General features: G+C 53.6%; 22 protein-coding genes. 16 read left to right on the top strand and 6 right to left on the bottom strand.

The window, feature by feature from the left end; all coding sequences use genetic code 11:
- Positions 1 to 16: 16 nt before the first annotated feature.
- Both hemB and ampH read right to left on the bottom strand, forming a co-directional pair.
- Positions 17 to 991 carry a porphobilinogen synthase gene (gene hemB, locus DA718_RS22555; protein WP_112214079.1) on the bottom strand — a complete coding sequence of 325 codons (975 nt, stop codon included), beginning with the start codon at positions 989 to 991 and terminating at the stop codon, positions 17 to 19.
- A 107-nt stretch (positions 992 to 1,098) separates the two neighbouring features.
- Positions 1,099 to 2,259 (bottom strand): D-alanyl-D-alanine-carboxypeptidase/endopeptidase AmpH, encoded by a 1,161-nt coding sequence (gene ampH, locus DA718_RS22550; RefSeq protein WP_112214080.1) that lies wholly within the window; start codon positions 2,257 to 2,259, stop codon positions 1,099 to 1,101.
- A gap of 222 nt (positions 2,260 to 2,481) precedes the next feature.
- Here ampH and DA718_RS22545 point away from each other — a divergent pair, with 222 nt between their 5' ends.
- The 3 genes from DA718_RS22545 to DA718_RS22535 all read left to right on the top strand — a co-directional run bounded on the left by DA718_RS22545 (position 2,482) and on the right by DA718_RS22535 (position 5,456).
- Entirely contained in the window at positions 2,482 to 2,994 is a 513-nt protein-coding gene (locus tag DA718_RS22545; RefSeq protein WP_167492891.1) for a cysteine hydrolase family protein, read from the top strand.
- A gap of 116 nt (positions 2,995 to 3,110) precedes the next feature.
- Positions 3,111 to 4,331: a peptide antibiotic transporter SbmA gene (gene sbmA / locus DA718_RS22540; protein ID WP_112214082.1), complete on the top strand. Its 1,221-nt coding sequence runs from the start codon at positions 3,111 to 3,113 to the stop codon at positions 4,329 to 4,331.
- Between the two features lie 18 nt (positions 4,332 to 4,349).
- Entirely contained in the window at positions 4,350 to 5,456 is a 1,107-nt protein-coding gene (locus DA718_RS22535; RefSeq protein ID WP_112214083.1) for a DUF1615 domain-containing protein, read from the top strand.
- On the opposite strand, the gene DA718_RS22530 is transcribed toward DA718_RS22535, so the two are convergent.
- Positions 5,453 to 5,755, bottom strand: a complete 303-nt coding sequence (locus tag DA718_RS22530; RefSeq protein WP_112214084.1) for a DUF2755 family protein — start codon at positions 5,753 to 5,755, stop codon at positions 5,453 to 5,455. The genes DA718_RS22535 and DA718_RS22530 overlap by 4 nt on opposite strands.
- Before the next feature lie 227 nt (positions 5,756 to 5,982).
- On the opposite strand from DA718_RS22530, the gene DA718_RS22525 reads away from it, so the two are divergent.
- Positions 5,983 to 6,186: a DUF2754 family protein gene (locus DA718_RS22525; RefSeq protein WP_110273818.1), complete on the top strand. Its 204-nt coding sequence runs from the start codon at positions 5,983 to 5,985 to the stop codon at positions 6,184 to 6,186.
- A 339-nt stretch (positions 6,187 to 6,525) separates the two neighbouring features.
- Here the strand turns inward: DA718_RS22525 and ddlA are convergent, their stop codons facing one another.
- Entirely contained in the window at positions 6,526 to 7,623 is a 1,098-nt protein-coding gene (gene ddlA, locus DA718_RS22520; RefSeq protein WP_112214085.1) for a D-alanine--D-alanine ligase, read from the bottom strand.
- A gap of 335 nt (positions 7,624 to 7,958) precedes the next feature.
- Here ddlA and DA718_RS22515 point away from each other — a divergent pair, with 335 nt between their 5' ends.
- The 7 genes from DA718_RS22515 (at position 7,959) to psiF (ending at position 15,089) form a co-directional block, all read left to right on the top strand.
- Positions 7,959 to 9,158 (top strand): multidrug efflux MFS transporter, encoded by a 1,200-nt coding sequence (locus tag DA718_RS22515; protein ID WP_112214086.1) that lies wholly within the window; start codon positions 7,959 to 7,961, stop codon positions 9,156 to 9,158.
- Between the two features lie 177 nt (positions 9,159 to 9,335).
- Positions 9,336 to 10,100, top strand: a complete 765-nt coding sequence (idnO, locus tag DA718_RS22510; protein WP_112214087.1) for a gluconate 5-dehydrogenase — start codon at positions 9,336 to 9,338, stop codon at positions 10,098 to 10,100.
- A 218-nt stretch (positions 10,101 to 10,318) separates the two neighbouring features.
- Positions 10,319 to 11,608, top strand: coding sequence for an MFS transporter (locus DA718_RS22505; RefSeq protein WP_112214089.1), 1,290 nt, complete (start codon positions 10,319 to 10,321; stop codon positions 11,606 to 11,608).
- 66 nt (positions 11,609 to 11,674) lie between these two features.
- A complete protein-coding gene (gene idnR / locus DA718_RS22500) occupies positions 11,675 to 12,667 on the top strand; it encodes a DNA-binding transcriptional regulator IdnR (RefSeq protein WP_112214090.1) in 993 nt (330 codons plus the stop codon).
- 229 nt (positions 12,668 to 12,896) lie between these two features.
- Positions 12,897 to 13,157, top strand: a complete 261-nt coding sequence (gene iraP, locus DA718_RS22495) for an anti-adapter protein IraP (protein WP_110273811.1) — start codon at positions 12,897 to 12,899, stop codon at positions 13,155 to 13,157.
- An 89-nt stretch (positions 13,158 to 13,246) separates the two neighbouring features.
- On the top strand, positions 13,247 to 14,677 hold the full coding sequence (gene phoA, locus DA718_RS22490; RefSeq protein ID WP_167492819.1) for an alkaline phosphatase: 1,431 nt from the start codon (positions 13,247 to 13,249) through the stop codon (positions 14,675 to 14,677).
- Positions 14,678 to 14,768: 91 nt separating this feature from the next.
- Positions 14,769 to 15,089, top strand: a complete 321-nt coding sequence (psiF, locus tag DA718_RS22485) for a phosphate starvation-inducible protein PsiF (protein WP_110273810.1) — start codon at positions 14,769 to 14,771, stop codon at positions 15,087 to 15,089.
- Between the two features lie 47 nt (positions 15,090 to 15,136).
- On the opposite strand, the gene proC is transcribed toward psiF, so the two are convergent.
- Entirely contained in the window at positions 15,137 to 15,946 is an 810-nt protein-coding gene (gene proC / locus DA718_RS22480) for a pyrroline-5-carboxylate reductase (protein WP_112214092.1), read from the bottom strand.
- A gap of 159 nt (positions 15,947 to 16,105) precedes the next feature.
- On the opposite strand from proC, the gene DA718_RS22475 reads away from it, so the two are divergent.
- The gene (locus tag DA718_RS22475) at positions 16,106 to 16,564 is read left to right on the top strand and encodes a YaiI/YqxD family protein (RefSeq protein ID WP_112214093.1); all 459 of its coding nucleotides are present in this window, start codon (positions 16,106 to 16,108) and stop codon (positions 16,562 to 16,564) included.
- On the opposite strand, the gene DA718_RS22470 is transcribed toward DA718_RS22475, so the two are convergent.
- Complete coding sequence (locus DA718_RS22470; RefSeq protein ID WP_112214094.1) at positions 16,561 to 17,259, bottom strand: DUF2076 domain-containing protein; 699 nt, start codon at positions 17,257 to 17,259, stop codon at positions 16,561 to 16,563. The two genes, DA718_RS22475 and DA718_RS22470, sit on opposite strands and share 4 nt — an antisense overlap.
- A gap of 335 nt (positions 17,260 to 17,594) precedes the next feature.
- On the opposite strand from DA718_RS22470, the gene aroL reads away from it, so the two are divergent.
- The 4 genes from aroL (at position 17,595) to ppnP (ending at position 19,693) form a co-directional block, all read left to right on the top strand.
- A complete protein-coding gene (gene aroL / locus DA718_RS22465) occupies positions 17,595 to 18,122 on the top strand; it encodes a shikimate kinase AroL (protein ID WP_112214095.1) in 528 nt (175 codons plus the stop codon).
- Positions 18,123 to 18,193: 71 nt separating this feature from the next.
- Entirely contained in the window at positions 18,194 to 18,385 is a 192-nt protein-coding gene (locus DA718_RS22460) for a YaiA family protein (RefSeq protein WP_112214096.1), read from the top strand.
- A 255-nt stretch (positions 18,386 to 18,640) separates the two neighbouring features.
- Positions 18,641 to 19,321 carry an AroM family protein gene (locus tag DA718_RS22455; protein WP_167492818.1) on the top strand — a complete coding sequence of 227 codons (681 nt, stop codon included), beginning with the start codon at positions 18,641 to 18,643 and terminating at the stop codon, positions 19,319 to 19,321.
- A gap of 87 nt (positions 19,322 to 19,408) precedes the next feature.
- A complete protein-coding gene (gene ppnP / locus DA718_RS22450) occupies positions 19,409 to 19,693 on the top strand; it encodes a pyrimidine/purine nucleoside phosphorylase (RefSeq protein WP_112214097.1) in 285 nt (94 codons plus the stop codon).
- The last annotated feature ends 23 nt before the right edge of the window (positions 19,694 to 19,716 follow it).

The raw sequence follows: 19,716 nt of genomic DNA, 5'->3' as shown, positions 1-19,716 counted from the left end.
AGCCCGGGGACCTGAATTAACGCAGGATTTTCTTTTCGGCCAGATCGAGGGCGAAGTAGCTGAAGATCAGATCCGCACCGGCGCGTTTGATGGAGCCGAGGCTTTCCAGTACCACTTTCTCTTCGTCGATAGCACCGGCCTGGGCAGCGAATTTAATCATCGCGTATTCGCCGCTTACCTGATAAGCACCCAATGGCAGGTTGGTGCGCTCGCGCAGGTCGCGCAGGATATCGAGGTATGGACCGGCCGGTTTGACCATCAGGCAGTCGGCACCCTGGGCTTCGTCAAGCAGCGACTCGCGAATCGCTTCGCGGCGGTTCATCGGGCTCATCTGATAGGTTTTACGGTCGCCTTTTAGCGCGGTACCCGCGGCTTCACGGAATGGGCCGTAGAATGATGAGGCGAACTTGGTGGAGTAGGACATAATCGCCGTATTGGTGAATCCGGCGGCGTCCAGCGCCTGGCGAATTGCCTGCACCTGACCGTCCATCGCGGCGGAAGGGGCGATAAAATCAGCGCCTGCGGCAGCGGCAACCACCGCCTGCTTACCGAGGTTCACAAGGGTCAAATCGTTATCGACGCCGTGATCGCACAGTACGCCGCAGTGGCCGTGCGAGGTGTACTCGCAGAAGCAGGTGTCGGACATCACGATCATCTCCGGTACCGCTTGTTTGCAGATGCGGGACATGCGCGCCACCAGGCCATTTTCGTTCCAGGCATCGCTGCCGGTGGCGTCGGTGTGGTGGGAAATCCCGAAGGTCATCACTGAACGGATACCGGCGTTGGCAATACGCTCAATCTCGCGCGCCAGATGTTTTTCCGGTATGCGCATCACGCCGGGCATGGCCTCGATGGCTTTGTAATCGTCGATTTCTTCTTCAACAAAGATCGGCAACACCAGGTCGTTCAAACTCAGTGTTGTCTCTTCAAACATGGCACGTAGCGAAGCGGACTTGCGCAGGCGGCGTGGGCGAGTGATTAAATCTGTCATGGTTTGCCTGATTTTGTGAAATGAAAAAAGATAGTCTACCTGAATTGGCGACGGGATGTTTTGCCAAAACGATCCTGATGAATTGCAGGCAAAACACCCCCTAAAGGTTATTGGCTGGCCGTCTCAATGGTGGGGCGGACGCCGCTTAATTCGCTGACCAGATCGTTGATGCCGTCGCTCATATTGTTAAAGCGCGTCAGCGGCGAGCGGGTGACCACCACAAACGCGCCAACATTAGCCTGCGGATTCATCGCCATATAGGTGATAAAACCGCCGCCGCCACCAGTCTTCTGGATAATCCCCGGCTGGCCGTTTTTCGGCTTCATATAAACCCAGCCGAGACCCAGCGCATCGGCTTTCCCCGGCACGTCCATGCCGATCACCTTCGTTAACTGGCTGCGCTGATAGATCAGTGTTTGCATACGATCCGCCTGCTGACCACGAGTGTGGAAGTCAGAAGAGAGGAACTGCTGCATCCAGCGCATCATGTCGCCAGGCGTAGAGTAGACGCCGCCGCTGCCGATAGCGGCCAGGGTGTTGTTGCACGGGCTGGCCCCTTTCTCAGGGATCATCAGCCGCTGACACTGGTCCGGCGAGGGGGTAAAGGTGGTGTCTTTCATCCCCAGCGGACGGGTGATTTGCTCTTCAAACAGTTGCGGATAAGGCTTGCCAGAGGCGGTAGATAGCGCATCGGCCAGTAAGTCAAAAGCCAGGTTTGAGTAGGCGGCCTGCGAACCAGGAGCGACTTTCAGCGAGGCAGTTGTGATCCAGTTCCAGCGCTGCTGACGCGTCGGCCAGACGAATACCGGACGATGCGCCGCGCCGCCGGGCTGTTCACGCGGCAGAGCGCTGGTGTGCGTCGCCAGATTCACCAGCGTGATAGGCTTCCCTTGATAAGTGGGAACTCGAGCGCCCGGCGGGGCGTATTTGCTCAGCGGATCGTTGAGCTTCACCACTCCCTGGTCGAGCAGCTTCACCAGCATCTCGCTGGTCATCAGCTTACTCAGCGACGCGATACGAATCACCGAATCGAGCTGCGGATGCTCATTACTGCCGGGACGCGTCACGCCGAAGCTGCGAAACACGCGCTGATTACCGTCAATGACCACCATCGCCATACCGGTCGCGCCGCTGCCGTAGAAGATATGATTAGCGTAACGGTCGACAACATCAGAGGCGAATTCCGGGTCGACGCTCGGTTGTGCGGCCTGGACCGATGTCCACGACGCCGCGCACAGCGCAGCAAAAATGAGCAGACTACGTTTCAACGGGGGCATCCATCATTGTGAAGAAAAATATAGAGCGTATTTATACTACGAAGCGACGCCGAGCAAAGCGGGAATAACACGAATCTGTGCGGAAAAACGTAACGTGGCGTAAAAAATCCTTTTTTATGCTTTCGGATAGCCGCTTTCACCTGCGGGCGCGTATGATTACCGTTTGGCTAATGATTGGTGGCGAGAGTGATAATGGCGGCTCAACGGGTGGTAATGGTAGTGGATATGCAAAACGGCGTTTTCGCAACGCCGCGTATTGAGCGCGAACGCTGCGTCGCGCAGATAAACCGCCTGGTGCGGGCGGCGGATACCGTTATCTTCATTCAGCACAGTGAAGAGGGCGGACTGGAAGAGGGAAGCGAAGGCTTTGATTTGCTACCTGAACTAGAGCAACCCGCTGGCGCGCTGTACGTCACCAAGACCGCTTGCGATGCCTTTTACCACACCCGGCTGGAAGAGGTGCTGCACGAGCATGATATCAAGCAGTTTGTGATTTGCGGCTGCGCCACAGATTATTGCGTCGATACCACCATCAAAAACGGTGCCAGCCGCGGCTATGCCATTACCGTCGCCGAAGATGCTCACACCACCGCCAACCGCCCGGCGGCGCAGGCCACCACGCTGATTGCCCACTACAACGAGGTGTGGCGTACCTTGACGGTACCTGGCAATCCTTTACATGTGAAACTCACAGAAACAATTCTTCGCGAATGGCAGGCGAACTAAGCCGCTGACATTCGGTCTCATAACCCGCCCACTTTGCTCCGCTGCGACACCTTTGCGGCGGGCGTTTTCGTGGTACACAGCATAATAAAACGATAAGAAGTTAGCAGGAGAGCATGATGTTTAAATCTTTTTTCCCCAAACCGGGGCCGTTTTTTATTTCTGCCTTTATCTGGTCGCTGCTGGCAGTGATCTTTTGGCAGGCGGGCGGCGGCGACTGGCTGCTGCGAATCACTGGCGCATCGCAAGATGTTGCGATTAGCGCGGCGCGCTTCTGGTCGCTTAATTATCTGGTGTTCTACGCCTTCTACGCTTTATGCGTCGGCGTGTTCGCCGTGTTCTGGTTTATTTACAGCCCGCACCGCTGGCAGTACTGGTCGATTCTCGGTACCTCGCTGATTATTTTCGTCACCTGGTTTCTGGTGGAAGTGGGGGTCGCAATTAACGCCTGGTACGCGCCGTTTTACGATCTGATTCAGACCGCGCTGGCGACGCCGCATAAAGTCAGTATTAACCAGTTTTATCAGGAAATTGGCGTTTTCCTCGGCATCGCCATTATCGCGGTGCTGATCGGCGTGATGAACAATTTCTTCGTCAGCCACTACGTCTTCCGCTGGCGTACCGCCATGAACGAGCACTATATGGCGCACTGGCAGCATTTGCGTCATATCGAAGGCGCCGCGCAGCGTGTGCAGGAAGACACTATGCGCTTTGCTTCAACGCTGGAAAGCATGGGGGTCAGCTTCCTTAACGCGGTGATGACGCTTATCGCCTTCCTGCCGGTGCTGGTGACGCTCTCCGCGCACGTACCGGATCTGCCGATTGTCGGTCATCTGCCGTACGGCCTGGTGATTGCTGCGATTGTGTGGTCGTTAATGGGCACCGGCTTGCTGGCGGTGGTGGGGATTAAGCTGCCGGGGCTGGAGTTTAAAAACCAGCGCGTTGAAGCGGCCTACCGTAAAGAACTGGTCTATGGCGAGGATGATGCCAACCGCGCGACGCCGCCGACCGTTCGTGAGCTGTTCAGCGCCGTACGCCGCAACTATTTCCGTCTCTATTTCCACTATATGTATTTCAATATCGCTCGTATTCTTTATCTGCAAGTGGATAACGTTTTCGGTTTGTTCCTGCTGTTTCCGTCGATTGTTGCCGGTACGATTACGCTGGGCCTGATGACGCAGATAACCAACGTCTTCAGCCAGGTTCGCGGTTCATTCCAGTACCTGATTAGCTCCTGGACGACTCTGGTGGAGCTGATGTCCATCTACAAACGTTTGCGCAGCTTTGAGCGCGAACTGGATGGCAAAGAGCTGTTGGAAGTTACCCAAACGCTAAGTTAACGATCGCAAGGAAGAAATATGGCTGTAGCATCATCCCGTTTTGTTTCGCTCTCCCTGACGCTGCTGGCCGGGATTGTCCTTAGCGCCTGTTCCAGCAAACCGGAACCGGTGCTGAAAGAGGGTGAAAAACCGATTGATGTTGCGGCGGTAGTGCGGCAGAAAATGCCCGCCAGCGTCAAAGACCGTGAAGCCTGGGCACAGGCTATTGCAAAAACCTTTGAAAGCCAGAGGCTGGCGCCGACTGAGGAGAACGTCTGTTCGGTGCTGGCGGTGGCGCAGCAGGAGTCTAACTATCAGGCGGATCCTGCGGTGCCTGGGCTGAGCAAAATTGCCTGGCAGGAGATAGACCGTCGGGCGGAGAAAATGCACATCCCGGTTTTCCTGGTCCACACTGCGTTGAAAATTAATTCGCCTAACGGCAAAAGCTATAGTGAACGCCTGGATAACGTGAAAACAGAAAAGCAGCTGAGCGCGATTTTCGATGATTTTATCGGCATGGTGCCAATGGGGCAAAAGCTGTTTGGCTCGCTGAATCCGGTGCATACCGGCGGTCCGATGCAGGTCAGTATTGCCTTCGCCCAGCAGCATACCGACGGCTATCCATGGAAAATGGACGGCACCGTGCGTCAGGAAGTGTTCAGCCTGCGCGGCGGCCTGTGGTTTGGCACCTATCATCTGCTGAACTATCCAGCAAACTATAGTGTGCCGCTGTATCGTTTTGCCGATTTTAACGCCGGATGGTACGCCAGTCGTAACGCCGCTTTCCAGAATGCTGTGGCTAAGGCGACGGGCGTGAAGCTGGCGCTGGATGGCGATTTGATTCGCTACGATAGCGACGAAGCCGGAACCACCGAGCTTGCGGTTCGCCGTTTATCCTCCCAGTTGGCGATGAGCGATGACGATATCCATCGTCAACTGAAGAAGGGCGATACGCTGGCGTTTGAGGAGAGCGATCTCTACAAGAAGGTGTTTCGTATTGCCGATAAGAAAGCTGGTAAAGCGCTGCCGCGAGAAGTATTGCCAGGGATCCAGCTTGAGAGTCCGAAAATCACCCGTAATCTGACTACCGCCTGGTTTGCCAAACGGGTTGATGATCGACGGGCCAGCTGTATGGCGCGCCGCTAGTGCTGACTGCGCCAGCGAGAAGCTATCCCCAATATTCCAATCAATATACAGCCCAATAGAAAAGGGACCAGGCCAAACAGGGTTCCGACCACCAGGCCTATTTCGACCCTGGGGCGGCTGCTGTCCTGCATTTGAATTAAATGCTCAAAAACGCCGGGAGTGTGTATCAGCATGCTCAGCATCTGCGCGCCAGCCCAGAAGCAAAACAGCACAAACAGGGCGTAAGCGATGTTGCTGCTGGTGATAGACCTCCTCTTTTTGCTACCGTTGGTGGTCTTTGCAAAGGTGAACTCTGCCATATCTACCTCCGTACTTACATGAAGGCTATTCTGGCAATGAGGATCGGATTTCAGTATCAGATTGCTGGTAATTTCCGTCCAGGAATGTTCCTGATTTCACCGGTTTGCGAGTTTGCTACGAATTTGTGAAATTTAGACCGATATCGCAATGTGCGACAATTCTCAACTCGGCTACAGACCGGCGATGGCGGCTATGCGAAGATGCTTTTTTTGTTGTCGGAGTCGTCATGAAGCTCACTGAAAAAATTCGCCGCGACTGGCACTATTACGCGGTTGCGCTGGGGTTAATTTTTATTATGAATGGCGTGGTTGGGCTGCTGGGTTTTGAAACCGAGGGCTGGCGTTCATACGCCGTTGGGCTGGTGACGTGGGTGATTAGCTTCTGGATTGCCGGGTTTATTATCCGTCGCCGCCCGGTCGAGGAAGCGTGAGCAGCGTTAGATGTGATTTCCCGGAGGCGATGCTGCGCATCTGTCCGGGCTACCGGCCCGCAGATGGCGGTGAATCTGTAGCCCGGGCAGGCGCTTTGCGCCCCCCCCGGGGAGATAATCAGAAGCAGCGTTGGATGTGATTTCCCGGAGGCGGTGCTGCGCACCTGTCCGGGCTACCGGCCCGCAGATGGCGGTGAATCTGTAGCCCGGGCAGGCGCTTTGCGCCGCCCCCGGGGGGATAATCAGAAGCAGCGTTGGATGTGATTTCCCGGAGGCGATGCCGCGCATCTGTCCGGGCTACCGGCCCGCAGATGGCAGTGAATCCGTAGCTAACCGCGATTAATTCATCGAGGTTTTCAGCGCGCGATCGGCGGCATGACGTTCCAGCGCCAGCTCAATCAAGCGGCTAATCAGGCTGGTGTAGTCCAGACCGCTGGCCTGCCACAGTTTCGGATACATACTGATATTGGTGAAGCCCGGCAGAGTGTTGATTTCGTTAATCACCACGTCGTTATCGGCGGTCAGGAAAACATCAACACGCGCCATGCCGCTACATCCCAGCGTCTGGTAAGCACGAACCGCGATCTCGCGAATTTTATCGTTCACGTCGCTGTCGATAGCCGCCGGAACCACCACCTTCGCACCCTGATCGTCAATGTACTTGGTGTCGTAGGCGTAGAATTCGCTATTGAGGACGATTTCGCCGCAGGTGCTGGCCTGCGGGTGATCGTTGCCCAGTACCGCGCACTCTATTTCGCGCCCTTTAATTCCCTGTTCCACCACGACTTTATGGTCAAATTCAAAGGCCAGCGCGACAGCCTGTTGATACTGCTCTTCGCTGTTCACTTTGCTGACGCCTACTGAGGAGCCCTGGTTCGCCGGTTTGACGAACAGCGGCAGGCCCAGTTTCGCCTGTACATCGGCAAAGCTCACCTGATTGCGGTTGGCGCGAGTCAGCGTGACAAAAGGCGCTATCGACAGCCCGGCATCGCGCAACAAGCGTTTGGTGACGTCTTTATCCATGCAGGCAGCGGAGCCGAGGACGTCGGACCCGACGAAAGGCAAATTCGCCATCCGCAGCATGCCTTGCAGGGAGCCATCTTCCCCGAGGGTACCGTGGACAATCGGGAAGATCACATCGATGGCCGCCAGCGGCTGACCGCTATCGGCGTTAATCAGCTGCTGGGCATCACGGCCCGGGATTTGTGCCAGCGTAATATCGGATGGACGCAGGGCAATGTGGGCAGGATCTTGCGGATTGAGCAGATAGTTGCTGGCATCGTTGATATGCCAAATTCCCTGCTTATCAATCCCTAACAGAACCACGTCGAAGCGCGTTTTATCAATCGCTTCCACGATATTTTTCGCTGACTGTAACGACACTTCATGCTCTGCCGATTTACCGCCAAAAACGATCCCAACCCTCATCTTAGCCATTTCAACTTCCATCCTGATTACATCAAAGCGCATAACATAGCATGTGAAATGACAGTGTGGCTGCCAGAATCTTTCACCCGCAAAGTTGGGGGTTAAAAGCTGTTCGAATGGCTGCGTTTACGGGTTGAACAGAAAATGCCGTCGTTGTGTTCAGAACCGGTTACCAGAATAACTTGCTGACGGTCAGGCGGTTCACTGTTTTATTGTTTGCTATAGCATTTTCACGTGAGATAAAACACCAAACTCAGCGCCAGCGCACCTCTGGTACTACCTCGCAGGAGGGAAATTGCTAAGCTAGTTAATAATTTCCAAAAAATTAATGAATACGCGTAGTTATGGAATCCTGGAAGGTTAATCTCATCTCCGTCTGGTTTGGCTGTTTTTTTACCGGACTGGCTATCAGCCAAATTCTCCCCTTTTTACCGCTGTACGTGTCCCAGCTTGGCGTCACCTCGCACGAAGCCTTATCCATGTGGTCTGGTTTGACCTTCAGCGTAACTTTCCTGGTGTCGGCGATTGTTTCGCCAATGTGGGGGAGCCTTGCTGACCGCAAAGGGCGCAAGCTGATGCTGCTGCGCGCCTCGCTCGGTATGGCCATCGCTATTTTATTACAGGCGTTTGCCACTAACGTCTGGCAGCTGTTTATCCTGCGCGCGGTGATGGGGCTGACTTCTGGTTATATTCCCAACGCCATGGCGCTGGTCGCTTCTCAGGTACCGCGCGAGCGCAGCGGTTGGGCGCTGAGTACGCTTTCGACGGCGCAAATCAGCGGGGTTATCGGTGGGCCGCTGCTCGGTGGGTTTCTTGCTGACCACGTAGGTCTGCGGGCGGTATTTATCATCACCGCCGCGCTGCTGACGGTGAGCTTCCTGGTCACGTTGTTCCTGATTAAAGAGGGTGCTCGTCCGCCGGTGAGCAAAGCACAGAGGCTCAGCGGTAAAGCGGTGTTTGCCTCGCTGCCCTATCCGGGGCTGGTGATTAGCTTGTTCTTCACTACCCTGGTGATTCAGCTGTGCAATGGCTCAATCGGCCCGATTCTTGCCCTGTTTATCAAGTCGATGGCACCGGACAGCAATAACATCGCCTTCCTTGCCGGGATGATCGCCGCCGTACCGGGCGTCTCCGCGCTTATTTCCGCCCCGAAGTTGGGCAAACTTGGCGACCGGATTGGCACCTCGCGGATCCTGCTGGCAACGCTGTGCTGCGCAGTCGTCATGTTCTTTGCCATGTCATTCGTCACGACCCCATTCCAGCTTGGCGTGCTGCGCTTTCTGCTCGGTTTTGCCGATGGCGCGATGCTGCCAGCGGTACAAACTCTGTTGCTGAAGTACTGTAGCGATAGCGTCACTGGGCGTATTTTTGGTTATAACCAGTCGTTTATGTATCTTGGTAACGTTGTCGGTCCGCTGATTGGCGCATCGGTATCGGCGATGGCAGGTTTCCGTTGGGTATTTATCGCTACGGCGATTATTGTGCTGATCAATATCTGGCAGCTGGCTATCATGCTGCGTCGTAGTCGCCGTACCGCCGCCTGACCCCTTTCTTTCTCTTCGACCGGTATTGACGTCACTCCATCAATGCCGGTTTTTGATCTTCCTCATCTGTAAATGCATCACCGATCACAAAACGATCATTTTCACCTCTTACCCCCTTCTATTTGTAACTGTTACGCGTATACAGTTACGCGTAACAGTTATGGGAAAAGAGGTTTTATGAGAAATTTATTCGATTTATCAGGGAAACGTGCGCTCATTACCGGTTCTGCTCAGGGGATTGGCAATCTACTGGCCGGTGGCCTTGCAGAGTATGGCGCAGAGATAATCATTAACGACCGTACTCAGGAACGGGCAGACCAGGCGGCGCAGGCGTTGGTGGCTCAGGGCTACCGCGCAGTAGGTTATGCGTTTGACGTGACTCAGGCGGCGGAGGTTGAGCAGGCAATTGCCCGTATCGAAGAGGAATTCGGTGCAATTGATATTTTAATTAATAACGCCGGGATCCAGCGTCGTTTCCCCTTTACCGAGTTTCCAGAGGAAGAGTGGGATAAGGTTATTGAGGTTAACCAGAAGGGCGTTTTTCTCGTTTCGCAGCAGGTCGCTAAATATATGATGAACCGTCGCGCGGGAAAAATAATTAATATTTGTTCGATGCAGAGTGAACTGGGGCGCAAAACAATTACCCCATATGCGGCATCAAAAGGGGCGGTTAAAATGCTGACCCGCGGAATGTGCGTTGAATTAGCGGAATATAATATCCAGGTTAATGGCATAGCGCCGGGATATTTTGCCACCGAGATGACGACCGCGCTGGTGAATGACGAGGCGTTTTCCGCGTGGCTGTATCAGCGTACTCCGGCGGCGCGCTGGGGAAAACCGGAAGAGTTGATTGGCGCGGCGGTGTATCTGGCTTCGCCAGCAGCAAACTTCGTTAACGGCCATTTGTTGTTTGTGGATGGCGGGATGCTTGCTGCCGTTTAAATACCCGTCATACTTCAAGTTGCAAGTGCGTTGGCTTTCCTCGCTCACCCCAGTCACTTACTGGAGTAAGCTCCTGGGGACTCCCTGCGTCGCCGCCTTCCTGCAACTCGAATTATTTAGGGTATATAAGGTTTTGTCACTTTCAGGCGCAGACTTACAGCATGAGCCTGAAAAGATAATTAAACTCGTGGATGATATTCATTATCTGAGGATTGCTTATGCAAATGCTCGCGAAATTACCAGCGCGTCGCTGGTGGTATTTAATGCCGATTATTTTTATTACCTATAGTCTGGCGTACCTTGACCGCGCGAATTATGGCTTTGCCGCTGCGGCGGGAATTGAAAGTGATTTAGGCATTACTAAAGGCACCGCGTCGCTGATTGGCGCACTCTTTTTTCTCGGCTATTTCTTTTTCCAGGTACCCGGTGCGATATATGCGGTAAAACGCAGCGTGCGCAAAATGATTTTCTTTAGCCTTATTTTATGGGGCTTCTGCGCGGCTGCGACCGGGTTTGTCAGTAATATTCCGATGCTGATGGCGATTCGCTTTACTCTTGGCGTGGTCGAGGCGGCGGTGATGCCCGCGATGCTGATTTACATCAGCAACTGGTTTACCAAAACCGAGCGTTCGCGCGCCAATACCTTCTTGATCCTCGGAAACCCGGTGACCGTGCTGTGGATGTCTATCGTATCCGGCTACCTGATTCAGTCCTGGGGCTGGCGTGAAATGTTCATCATCGAAGGTATTCCTGCGGTGTTGTGGGCAATATGCTGGTGGATCTTGGTCCGCGATAAACCCTCTGAGGTCTCCTGGCTGAATGAGCAGGAAAAAGAGACCCTGCAGAAGGCGATGGATAGCGAACAGAGCAATATCAAGCCGGTACGTAACTATGGTGAAGCGCTGCGTTCGCGCAATGTGATTATGCTGTGCGCCGTGCATGCGTTGTGGAGCATTGGCGTATACGGTTTCATGATGTGGATGCCGTCGATTCTGAAAAACGCCGCGCAGATGGATATTGTGGCGGTAGGTTGGCTGGCGGCGGTGCCGTATCTGGCGGCGATCTGTCTGATGCTGACGGTCTCCTGGTTGTCAGATAAGTTCCAGAATCGTAAGCTGTTTATTTGGCCGTTGTTGCTGATTGCCGCTATCGCCTTCTTTGGTTCCTGGATGGTGGGTGACCAGGCGTTCTGGTTCTCCTATGCGCTGCTGGTGATCGCTGCTGCCTGTATGTATGCGCCTTACGGTCCTTTCTTCGCGCTGATCCCGGAACTGCTGCCGCGTAACGTCTCCGGCGTGTCGATGGGCTTGATTAACAGCTTCGGCGCGCTCGGTGCTTTCCTCGGCGCGTGGCTGGTCGGTTATTTGAATGGGATTACGGGCGGGCCAGGTGTTTCTTACACCTTTATGGCGATCGCGCTGTTGGCTTCGGTGGTGCTGATGTACAACGTGCGTGCCAATAACGAACCTTCCTCGTCATCGGTCACGGCAAAAAAGGTCGCGGGTTAACATAAACCGTAGCTGCTGTGGTAAGGTTCTCTGCGAGTACATAAGTCGTTTGTTGCAGAGAACCCGATGAAAAACAACCGGATGACATTACAGGATATCGCCAACCTGGCAGGGCTGAATAAGATGACGGTGAGCCGTTATTTACGCGACCCCAGCCAGGTTTCCCAGCGCAGCCGTGAGCTGATTTCAAAGGTCATGGAAGAGAACAACTATATCCCTAATCGGGCACCGGAAATTCTGCTCAATGCGCGCAGCAAAACGATAGGCGTGCTGATCCCCTCTTTTCGCAATCAGATTTTCGCCGATGTGTTGGCCGGTATTGAATCGGTAACCTCCGCGCACCAGTACCAGACCCTGATCGCCAACTACGAATATGACCCGCAGCGCGAAGAGCGCGAAGTGCTCAATTTGCTCTCCTATAATATTGATGGCCTGATCCTGACCGGCAAGCAGCATAGCGATCGCATGATTCAGTATGTACGCGCCAGCGGTATTCCAGTTGCGGAACTGATGGACTTCAGCGGCCAGCAGCTTGATATTCAGGTGGGGTTCGATAACGAAAAGGCGGCGTGGGATATGACTAACGCCTTTCTCGAAAGCGGCAAACGGTCAATTGCCTTTTTTGGTTCAATGGACGACCCTCGCGACCTCAGTCGTTTTCGCGGCACCGAGCTGGCGCTGGAGGTTCATGGCCTGAAGGCGTATCACATGGCTCCGCGCACCATCTCCTCGGTCGCCCTTGGCCGGCAGATGTTCCTGCAAACGCAGCAGTCGCGCCCGGATATCGACGCCATTTTTTGTACCAATGACGATCTGGCGGTGGGGGTATTACTGGAATGTCAGTCACAGGGCAAAGCGGTACCAAAAGAGATAGCCATAGCCGGTTTTCATGGACTAGAAATTGGTCGCGCACGTTTACAGAAAATAGCCAGCGTCATTACCCCACGTTATGACATCGGTAAAACAGCAAGCGAAATACTGATCGCCCGATTGGCAGGTAAAGACGCGCCGGACAGCGTTAATCTGGCCTACCAGATATATTATGGTGATACGTTATAGTTATCGATGGAATAGCAATATTCCATTTTATTCTTATGTTGATGAATTTGGTTATGAGGCTTATTAGTTGCTATTGAGTATATTCCATGGTCTGAATAAGCAATGAGCAAAACGTTTCGCTTAATATGAGATGGAAAGAGGTGTTATTTTTAAAAATAATACTGGTGTCCGATGGCTGATGTGTGACATAAATAGCAGCCTACGGACCTCACATTAAGGATAACGCATTGTGAAGAATCTCATTGCTGAGCTACTGGTGAAACTGGCGCAGAAGGAAGAGGAAGCAAAGGAGTTAACGGCCCAGGTTGAGGCGCTGGAAGTGGTCGTCACCGCGCTGTTGCGCCATATGGCGCAGGATGCCCAGCAGGCATTAATCAACGATATTGAGCAGGCCATTGAGCAGGCAAGCCCTGGTCCGCTGGTCGATGACCGTGACACCCAGCTATTACAGCAATATATAAAGAAGCTGTTACGGCATCCTCGTAGTTAGCCTCTGTGACAAGATATGGATGCTGTCATTTTACTGTCACATCGCTTTTATAAAGTCTCCCTCGTTTTGTTTTTTAAAGTATTTTTTACATGGAGACGATAAAAGTGAAATTAAGCGCCCTGTTTATTGCCCTGATACCTCTGCTGGGCTCCCCGATTATTCATGCTGAAACGATACCCGCACCGGTTCTGGAAAATCGTGCCGCTCAGGGCGATATCACGACGCCGGGCGGAGCGCGTCGTTTAAGCGGTGATCAGACCGAAGCGCTGCGTGCTTCGTTAATCAACAAGCCGGCTAAAAATATTATTTTGCTGATTGGCGACGGGATGGGTGATTCTGAAATTACCGCCGCGCGAAATTATGCTGAAGGGGCGGGCGGTTTCTTTAAAGGTATTGACGCGCTGCCGCTGACCGGCCAGTACACCCATTATTCTCTGGATAAGAAAACCGGCAAGCCGGATTATGTTACCGACTCCGCCGCTTCCGCGACGGCCTGGACCACGGGTGTGAAAAGTTACAACGGTGCGCTGGGCGTCGATATCCATGAAAAAGATCATCAGACCATCCTTGAGTTGGCAAAAGTAGCAGGTTTAGCGACCGGTAACGTCTCAACGGCGGAGCTACAGGATGCGACCCCGGCTGCGCTGGTGGCGCACGTCACTTCGCGTAAATGCTATGGCCCAAGCGTGACCAGCGAAAAATGCGCCAGCAACGCGCTGGAAAAGGGCGGTAAAGGTTCCATTACCGAACAACTGCTGAATGCCCGCGCCGACGTGACGCTGGGCGGCGGGGCGAAAACCTTCGCTGAGAGCGCCACGGCAGGCGAGTGGCAGGGTAAAACGCTGCACGATCAGGCAATCGCTCGTGGCTACCAGATTGTCACCGATGCCAGCTCTTTGAACGCCATCAACCAGGCGAACCAGGACAAGCCGCTGTTGGGGCTCTTCTCTCAGGGCAATATGCCGGTACGCTGGGAGGGGCCGAAAGCCTCTTATCATGGCAATATCGACAAAGCCGCGGTGACCTGTACTCCGAACCCGAAACGTGATGCCTCGGTGCCGACGCTGGCGCAGATGACGGAAAAAGCTATCGATCTGCTGAGCAGCAATGAAAAAGGCTTTTTCCTGCAGGTGGAAGGCGCATCTATCGATAAACAGGACCACGCGGCGAATCCGTGCGGTCAGATTGGTGAAACGGTCGATCTGGACGAAGCGGTGCAGAAGGCGCTGGAATTCGCCAAAAAAGATGGCAATACCCTGGTCATCGTTACCGCCGACCATGCACACTCCAGCCAGATTATTCCGGCAGACACCAAAGCTCCGGGCCTGACGCAGGCGCTGAACACCAAAGATGGTGCGGTGATGGTGATGAGCTATGGCAACTCTGAAGAAGAATCGATGGAGCATACTGGCACCCAGCTGCGTATCGCCGCCTATGGCCCGCACGCCGCTAACGTGGTCGGTTTAACCGATCAGACTGATCTGTTCTACACCATGAAAGCCGCACTAAATCTGAAATAGCCCGCAGCCGGTAGCGAATTTCCGTTACCGGCTGGTTTTTTCTCCATCAGCGACCAGACTTACAGAGATCCACTCATAGAAGGATGGTGCGATGAAAATAACATTACTTGTGACCCTACTTTTTGGCCTGGTATTTATGACGGCGGTGAGTGCCGCGGAAAAAGAGTTGACCCCACAGCAGCAGAAGATGAGCGTCTGTAATAAAGAGGCGTCATCGAAGTCGTTGAAAGGGGATGAGCGTAAGACATTTATGAGTAACTGCCTGAAGAAAGATGCCACCACGCAAGACGGCAAGGGGCTAACGCCTCAGCAGCAAAAAATGCGTGAGTGCAACGCTCAGGCGACCCAGCAGTCTCTGAAAGGGGACGATCGCAGCAAATTTATGAGCGCCTGCCTGAAAAAACAGGTGTAAGAAACAAACGGGTGAGGGGTAACCTCACCCGCTATTCGGCATTTAAATCAGGAGCGGCTCAGCTTCTCTGATTTTTCCATGCATTTGACCATCGCTTCGATAACGGCGGAGCGAAAACCTTTCTCTTCCAGCACGCGCACGGCTTCAATTGTGGTGCCGCCAGGCGAGCAAACCATATCCTTCAGCGTACCTGGGTGCTCCCCGCTTTCGAGCACCATTTTTGCGGAGCCCATCACTGCCTGTGCCGCAAATTTGTAAGCCTGAGCACGCGGCATTCCACCGAGCACCGCGGCATCGGCCATCGCTTCGATAAACATAAAGACGTAGGCCGGGGCGGAGCCGCTGACGCCAACTACCGGGTGAATCATCTGCTCGGCGATCAGCTCTGCCTGGCCAAAACAGCGGAAGATAGTCAGGATTTCGGCTGTTTCTTCGGGGCTGACCAGCGCGTTTGGAGTGACCGAGGTCATGCCTGCATTGACCAGAGACGGCGTATTGGGCATGGCGCGAACTATTTTGCGGTCATGGCCCAGCGCGCGTGCCAGCTGGTCGAGCGTTACGCCTGCGGCAATGGAAACGACCAGCGAGTCTTTATTCAGGCTGGAGGCCACGTCGCTGAGCACTTTGACCATCACTCCCGGTTTTACGGCGCCGAAAACGATATCCGCCACCTGGGCGACTTCCTGTGCGCTTTGTGCTGCATTAATGCCGTACTGGTCGTGCAGGGCCGCGACTTTGTCCGGCGACGGGGTGTAGACCCAGATTTGCCCCGGCTGAACCTGTCCGCTGGCGATCAGGCCGCCCAGGATGGCCTTGCCCATATTGCCGCAACCGATAAAGCCGATTTTCTTCTCCATCACCAATCCCCTTTGTTTTGTCGTTAGCTCTCTAGCTTATCATCAAATAGCCCTCCGGGGACTTCGCCGTTTACGGCGGAGAGTAGTTAACTTGTCGCTTTCACGAAAGGCAAAAGCAGGTAACAATACGGTTTCTCTTTTTCGTCGACAGGAGCCGCAATGGCTATTTGGGTTGATGCGGACGCGTGTCCGAATGTGATTAAAGATATTTTGTTCCGTGCCGCCGAGCGCGCGCAAATCTCAACGACGCTGGTAGCTAATCAGCCGCTGCGCGTTCCACCGTCGCGTTTCATCCGCACCCTGCGCGTGGCCCAGGGTTTTGACGTAGCGGATAACGAAATAGTGCGCTTATGCGAGCCGGGAGACCTGGTTATTACGGCGGATATCCCGCTGGCAGCTGAAGTTCTGGAAAAGGGCGGCGCGGCGCTGAATCCGCGCGGTGAGCGTTACAGCGAGGCAACTATTCGCGAGCGTCTGACGATGCGTGATTTTATGGAAACGATGCGGGCCAGCGGCGTACAGACCGGCGGCCCGGATAGTTTATCCCAGCGCGACCGACAACAGTTTGCCGCCGCGCTGGAGAAATGGCTGTTAGAGGTCAAACGACAGCAGAATTAAACCCAGCTATCGTCGTCGCTGCCGAAATCGCTATCGTCGCCAAAACCGGCGTCGAAATCGGAATTATAAGCACTGTTATCGGCAAGGAACTGTCCATCATCCTGGCGGAAGGTATCGTCTGCCGTGCTGGTGTCCTGTGCCTGGCTAAGGTCTGCCTGCGGTTTGTCTTCAATAATATTGACGATCTCCTGTGGGTGCGAACCGCTGAACATATTCGTCAGCATATTCCCGAGCACAACACCGCCAGCAACGCCTGCCGCCGTTTGCAGCGCGCCTGCCATAAATCCCCCGCCGCTGCGTGCCGTCGCCTGTGGAACATAGTTTTGCGCCTGCTGGGCGTACTGCGGCTGCGCGTTAGCCTGCGGTCGGCCGTATTGCTCTGAGCCAGGAATCGGGTCAGAGCCGCGAGACTGGCCGCCACCAAACAGTCCAGAGAGAAATCCGCCGCTGCTTGGTTTCGCCGCCTGAAGCTGCGTCACCTGACTTTCCAGCGCCTGAATGCGGTCATTGAGCTGTTTGATCGCCGCTTCCTGAATCAGGATAGTTTGCGCCATATAGTAGGGGGCGGAAGGCTGCTCGCTGACGTGCTGGGCAATCCGCTCTTCAGCGCTGGCATCGCGGGATGCGCTGCGGGTCTCGGCCTCTTTCAGCCGGGAAAACAGTCCATCAATAAGGCGTTGCTCTTCAGATTGCATAATACATTCCTCAGTCATACTAATTAATGAGCGTCAGAGTCTCTCTGAACGAACCATGTTGTAAATATGTTGCCGCGTAAAGCTATGCAGAAATGTGTTACTGTTTACGCCAGACTGCGAACAAAAAATAACTTTTGCGGGAAAGTAAAGCTGGCATAACACCAAATGCAATGATAAGTTTACATGTAAAGTCCTTTCAAATACTAAGGTGAAAGGGTTTGTAGATGGTGTGTAACGTTTATTTTACGGATGTCATTGAGTAAGTTTGCGGTACCATTGTTTCTCTTTTCGCTTTCTTTATATCCGCAAAACGCGGAACCAAGGGGTCTTCGGTAATGGCACAGCTAATTTTTCTTGTCGGGCCTCGCGGCTGCGGTAAAACAACCATCGGTCACGCGCTGGCGCAAGTTCGCAGTTTCCAGTTTGCTGACACGGACCATGAGCTGCAGGAACATGAGCAGCGCACGGTCGCGGCTATCGTCCAGCAGGAAGGCTGGGAGCGTTTTCGCGCACTGGAAACTCAGGCTCTGGAAAGAGTCGCGAAGCCGGCGACGATTATCGCCACCGGTGGCGGCATTATTCTTAGTGAATACAACCGTCAGTTTATGCGTGAGAACGGCGTCGTGATTTATCTGGAAGCCTCGGTTTCTGCACTGATTGACCGCCTGGAAGCCTATCCGAAAGCTGAGCAGCGTCCGACGCTGACCGGGAAACCCATCCGCGATGAAGTGGGTGAGGTGTTGGCGCAGAGAGAAGCGCTGTATCGTGCTGCCGCGCATCATATTATTGATGCGACCGTATCGCCGGATGAAGTGGTTGAGCAGATTATGGCGACGGTTTGCGGGGCGACCTACAGCAGTTAAGATTTTGCTTACGGTAAACGGATCGGCTGCGCCTATACTTTAAAATTCTTAAAGTAGAAAAAGGAAGCGTTATGCCGACCAAACCTCCATATCCAAGAGAAGCGCGTATCGTTGCTGTTGAAAAAGGGCCGGAAGGTCAATCGGTGACATGGTATGAACTACGCGCTGATCATCCCACGCCCAACTCGCTTATCAGCGAGCATCCCTCAGAACAAGAAGCGCGAGATGCAAAACAGCGCTACGAAGATCCTGACAAATCATAATTCCCCTATTAATGTCCGGGACTCGCTCTGAAAAGGCCCGTTACCGGGCATCTATCACATTTTTAATCTATTAGCAGTACTAATGATTACCTAAATTATGGATTTTCAGGAGCGTTTTTAACGCTTCTGGAATCTTTACATTCTATAGCGGCGCTAACCTGCTACGCTTCTCGACGGTTGATTTTTAGTCACCATGGGGCAGATGTTGTTAATAGAAGCCTGTTTTTAAACAGCGGTACTAGAAAGGTACATGATATGAGTAGTGCATCGATGGCTATTTTGACCATTGGGGTAGTACCGGTGGCGGAGATGTTGCCGCTTTTAACCGAGCATATCAGGGAAGATCAAATCACCCACATTAGCCTGCTTGGCAAAATGGCGCGTGAAAAGGTTATGCAGGAGTATGCCGTGGAATCCGGCGAAGAGACGTTACTGACCTTGCTGAGCGATAATCAAATTGCGCAGGTTTCTCGGCAAAAGGTAGAGCGGGATTTGCATAGTGCTATCGCGATGCTCGACAAACAAAATTACGATCTTATTTTACTGATGAGTACCCATCCTTTTCGCGGCTTTGCGGCGAATAATGCGATCCTGCTCGAACCGCAAAGGATCATCCCGCCGCTGGTGGCATCCATTGTTGACGGTCACCAGGTTGGGGTGATTGTTCCGGTTGAAGAGATTTTGCCGCTACAGCAGGAGAAATGGCGGGTGTTAGAAAATACACCACTGTATGCCATCTCCAATCCGGTTAGCGGTAGCAAAGATGATTTACTGGCCGCGGCCAGGGAGTTGATAGCGCAAGGGGCTGATGTACTGATGCTGGATTGTCTGTGCTACCACCAGCAGCATCGTGACGTGTTACAAAAAGCGCTGGATATTCCGGTTCTATTGTCAAATGTGCTGGTATCAAGGCTGGCGGCAGAACTATTAGTCTAACCTGATGCAACGCGTTAATTTTGCGTGACAGGGGCAAGGAGCGCCCCCTATATTGTGCCTTCAACACAAGATCATAAGGGCGAGTTTATGCTTCAAAGCAATGAATACTTTGACGGAAAAGTAAAATCTATTGGCTTCACCAGCAGCAGCACTGGTCGTGCAAGCGTGGGCGTGATGGCGGAAGGGGAATATACCTTTGGCACCGGGCAGCCCGAAGAGATGACCGTGGTTAGCGGCGCGCTGAACGTGCTTCTGCCGGGTGAAACCGAGTGGAAAGTGTATGCTGCCGGTGAAGTATTCAACGTTCCGGGGAATAGCGAGTTTAATTTGCAGGTGGCTGAACCAACTTCCTATCTGTGCCGCTATCTGTAAGACAAATATCCTTCCTGCTCAGG

This window comes from Klebsiella huaxiensis, from assembly GCF_003261575.2.
Classification (GTDB): Bacteria; Pseudomonadota; Gammaproteobacteria; order Enterobacterales; family Enterobacteriaceae; genus Klebsiella; species Klebsiella huaxiensis.
This window is presented reverse-complemented; position numbering and strand designations above follow the sequence as displayed.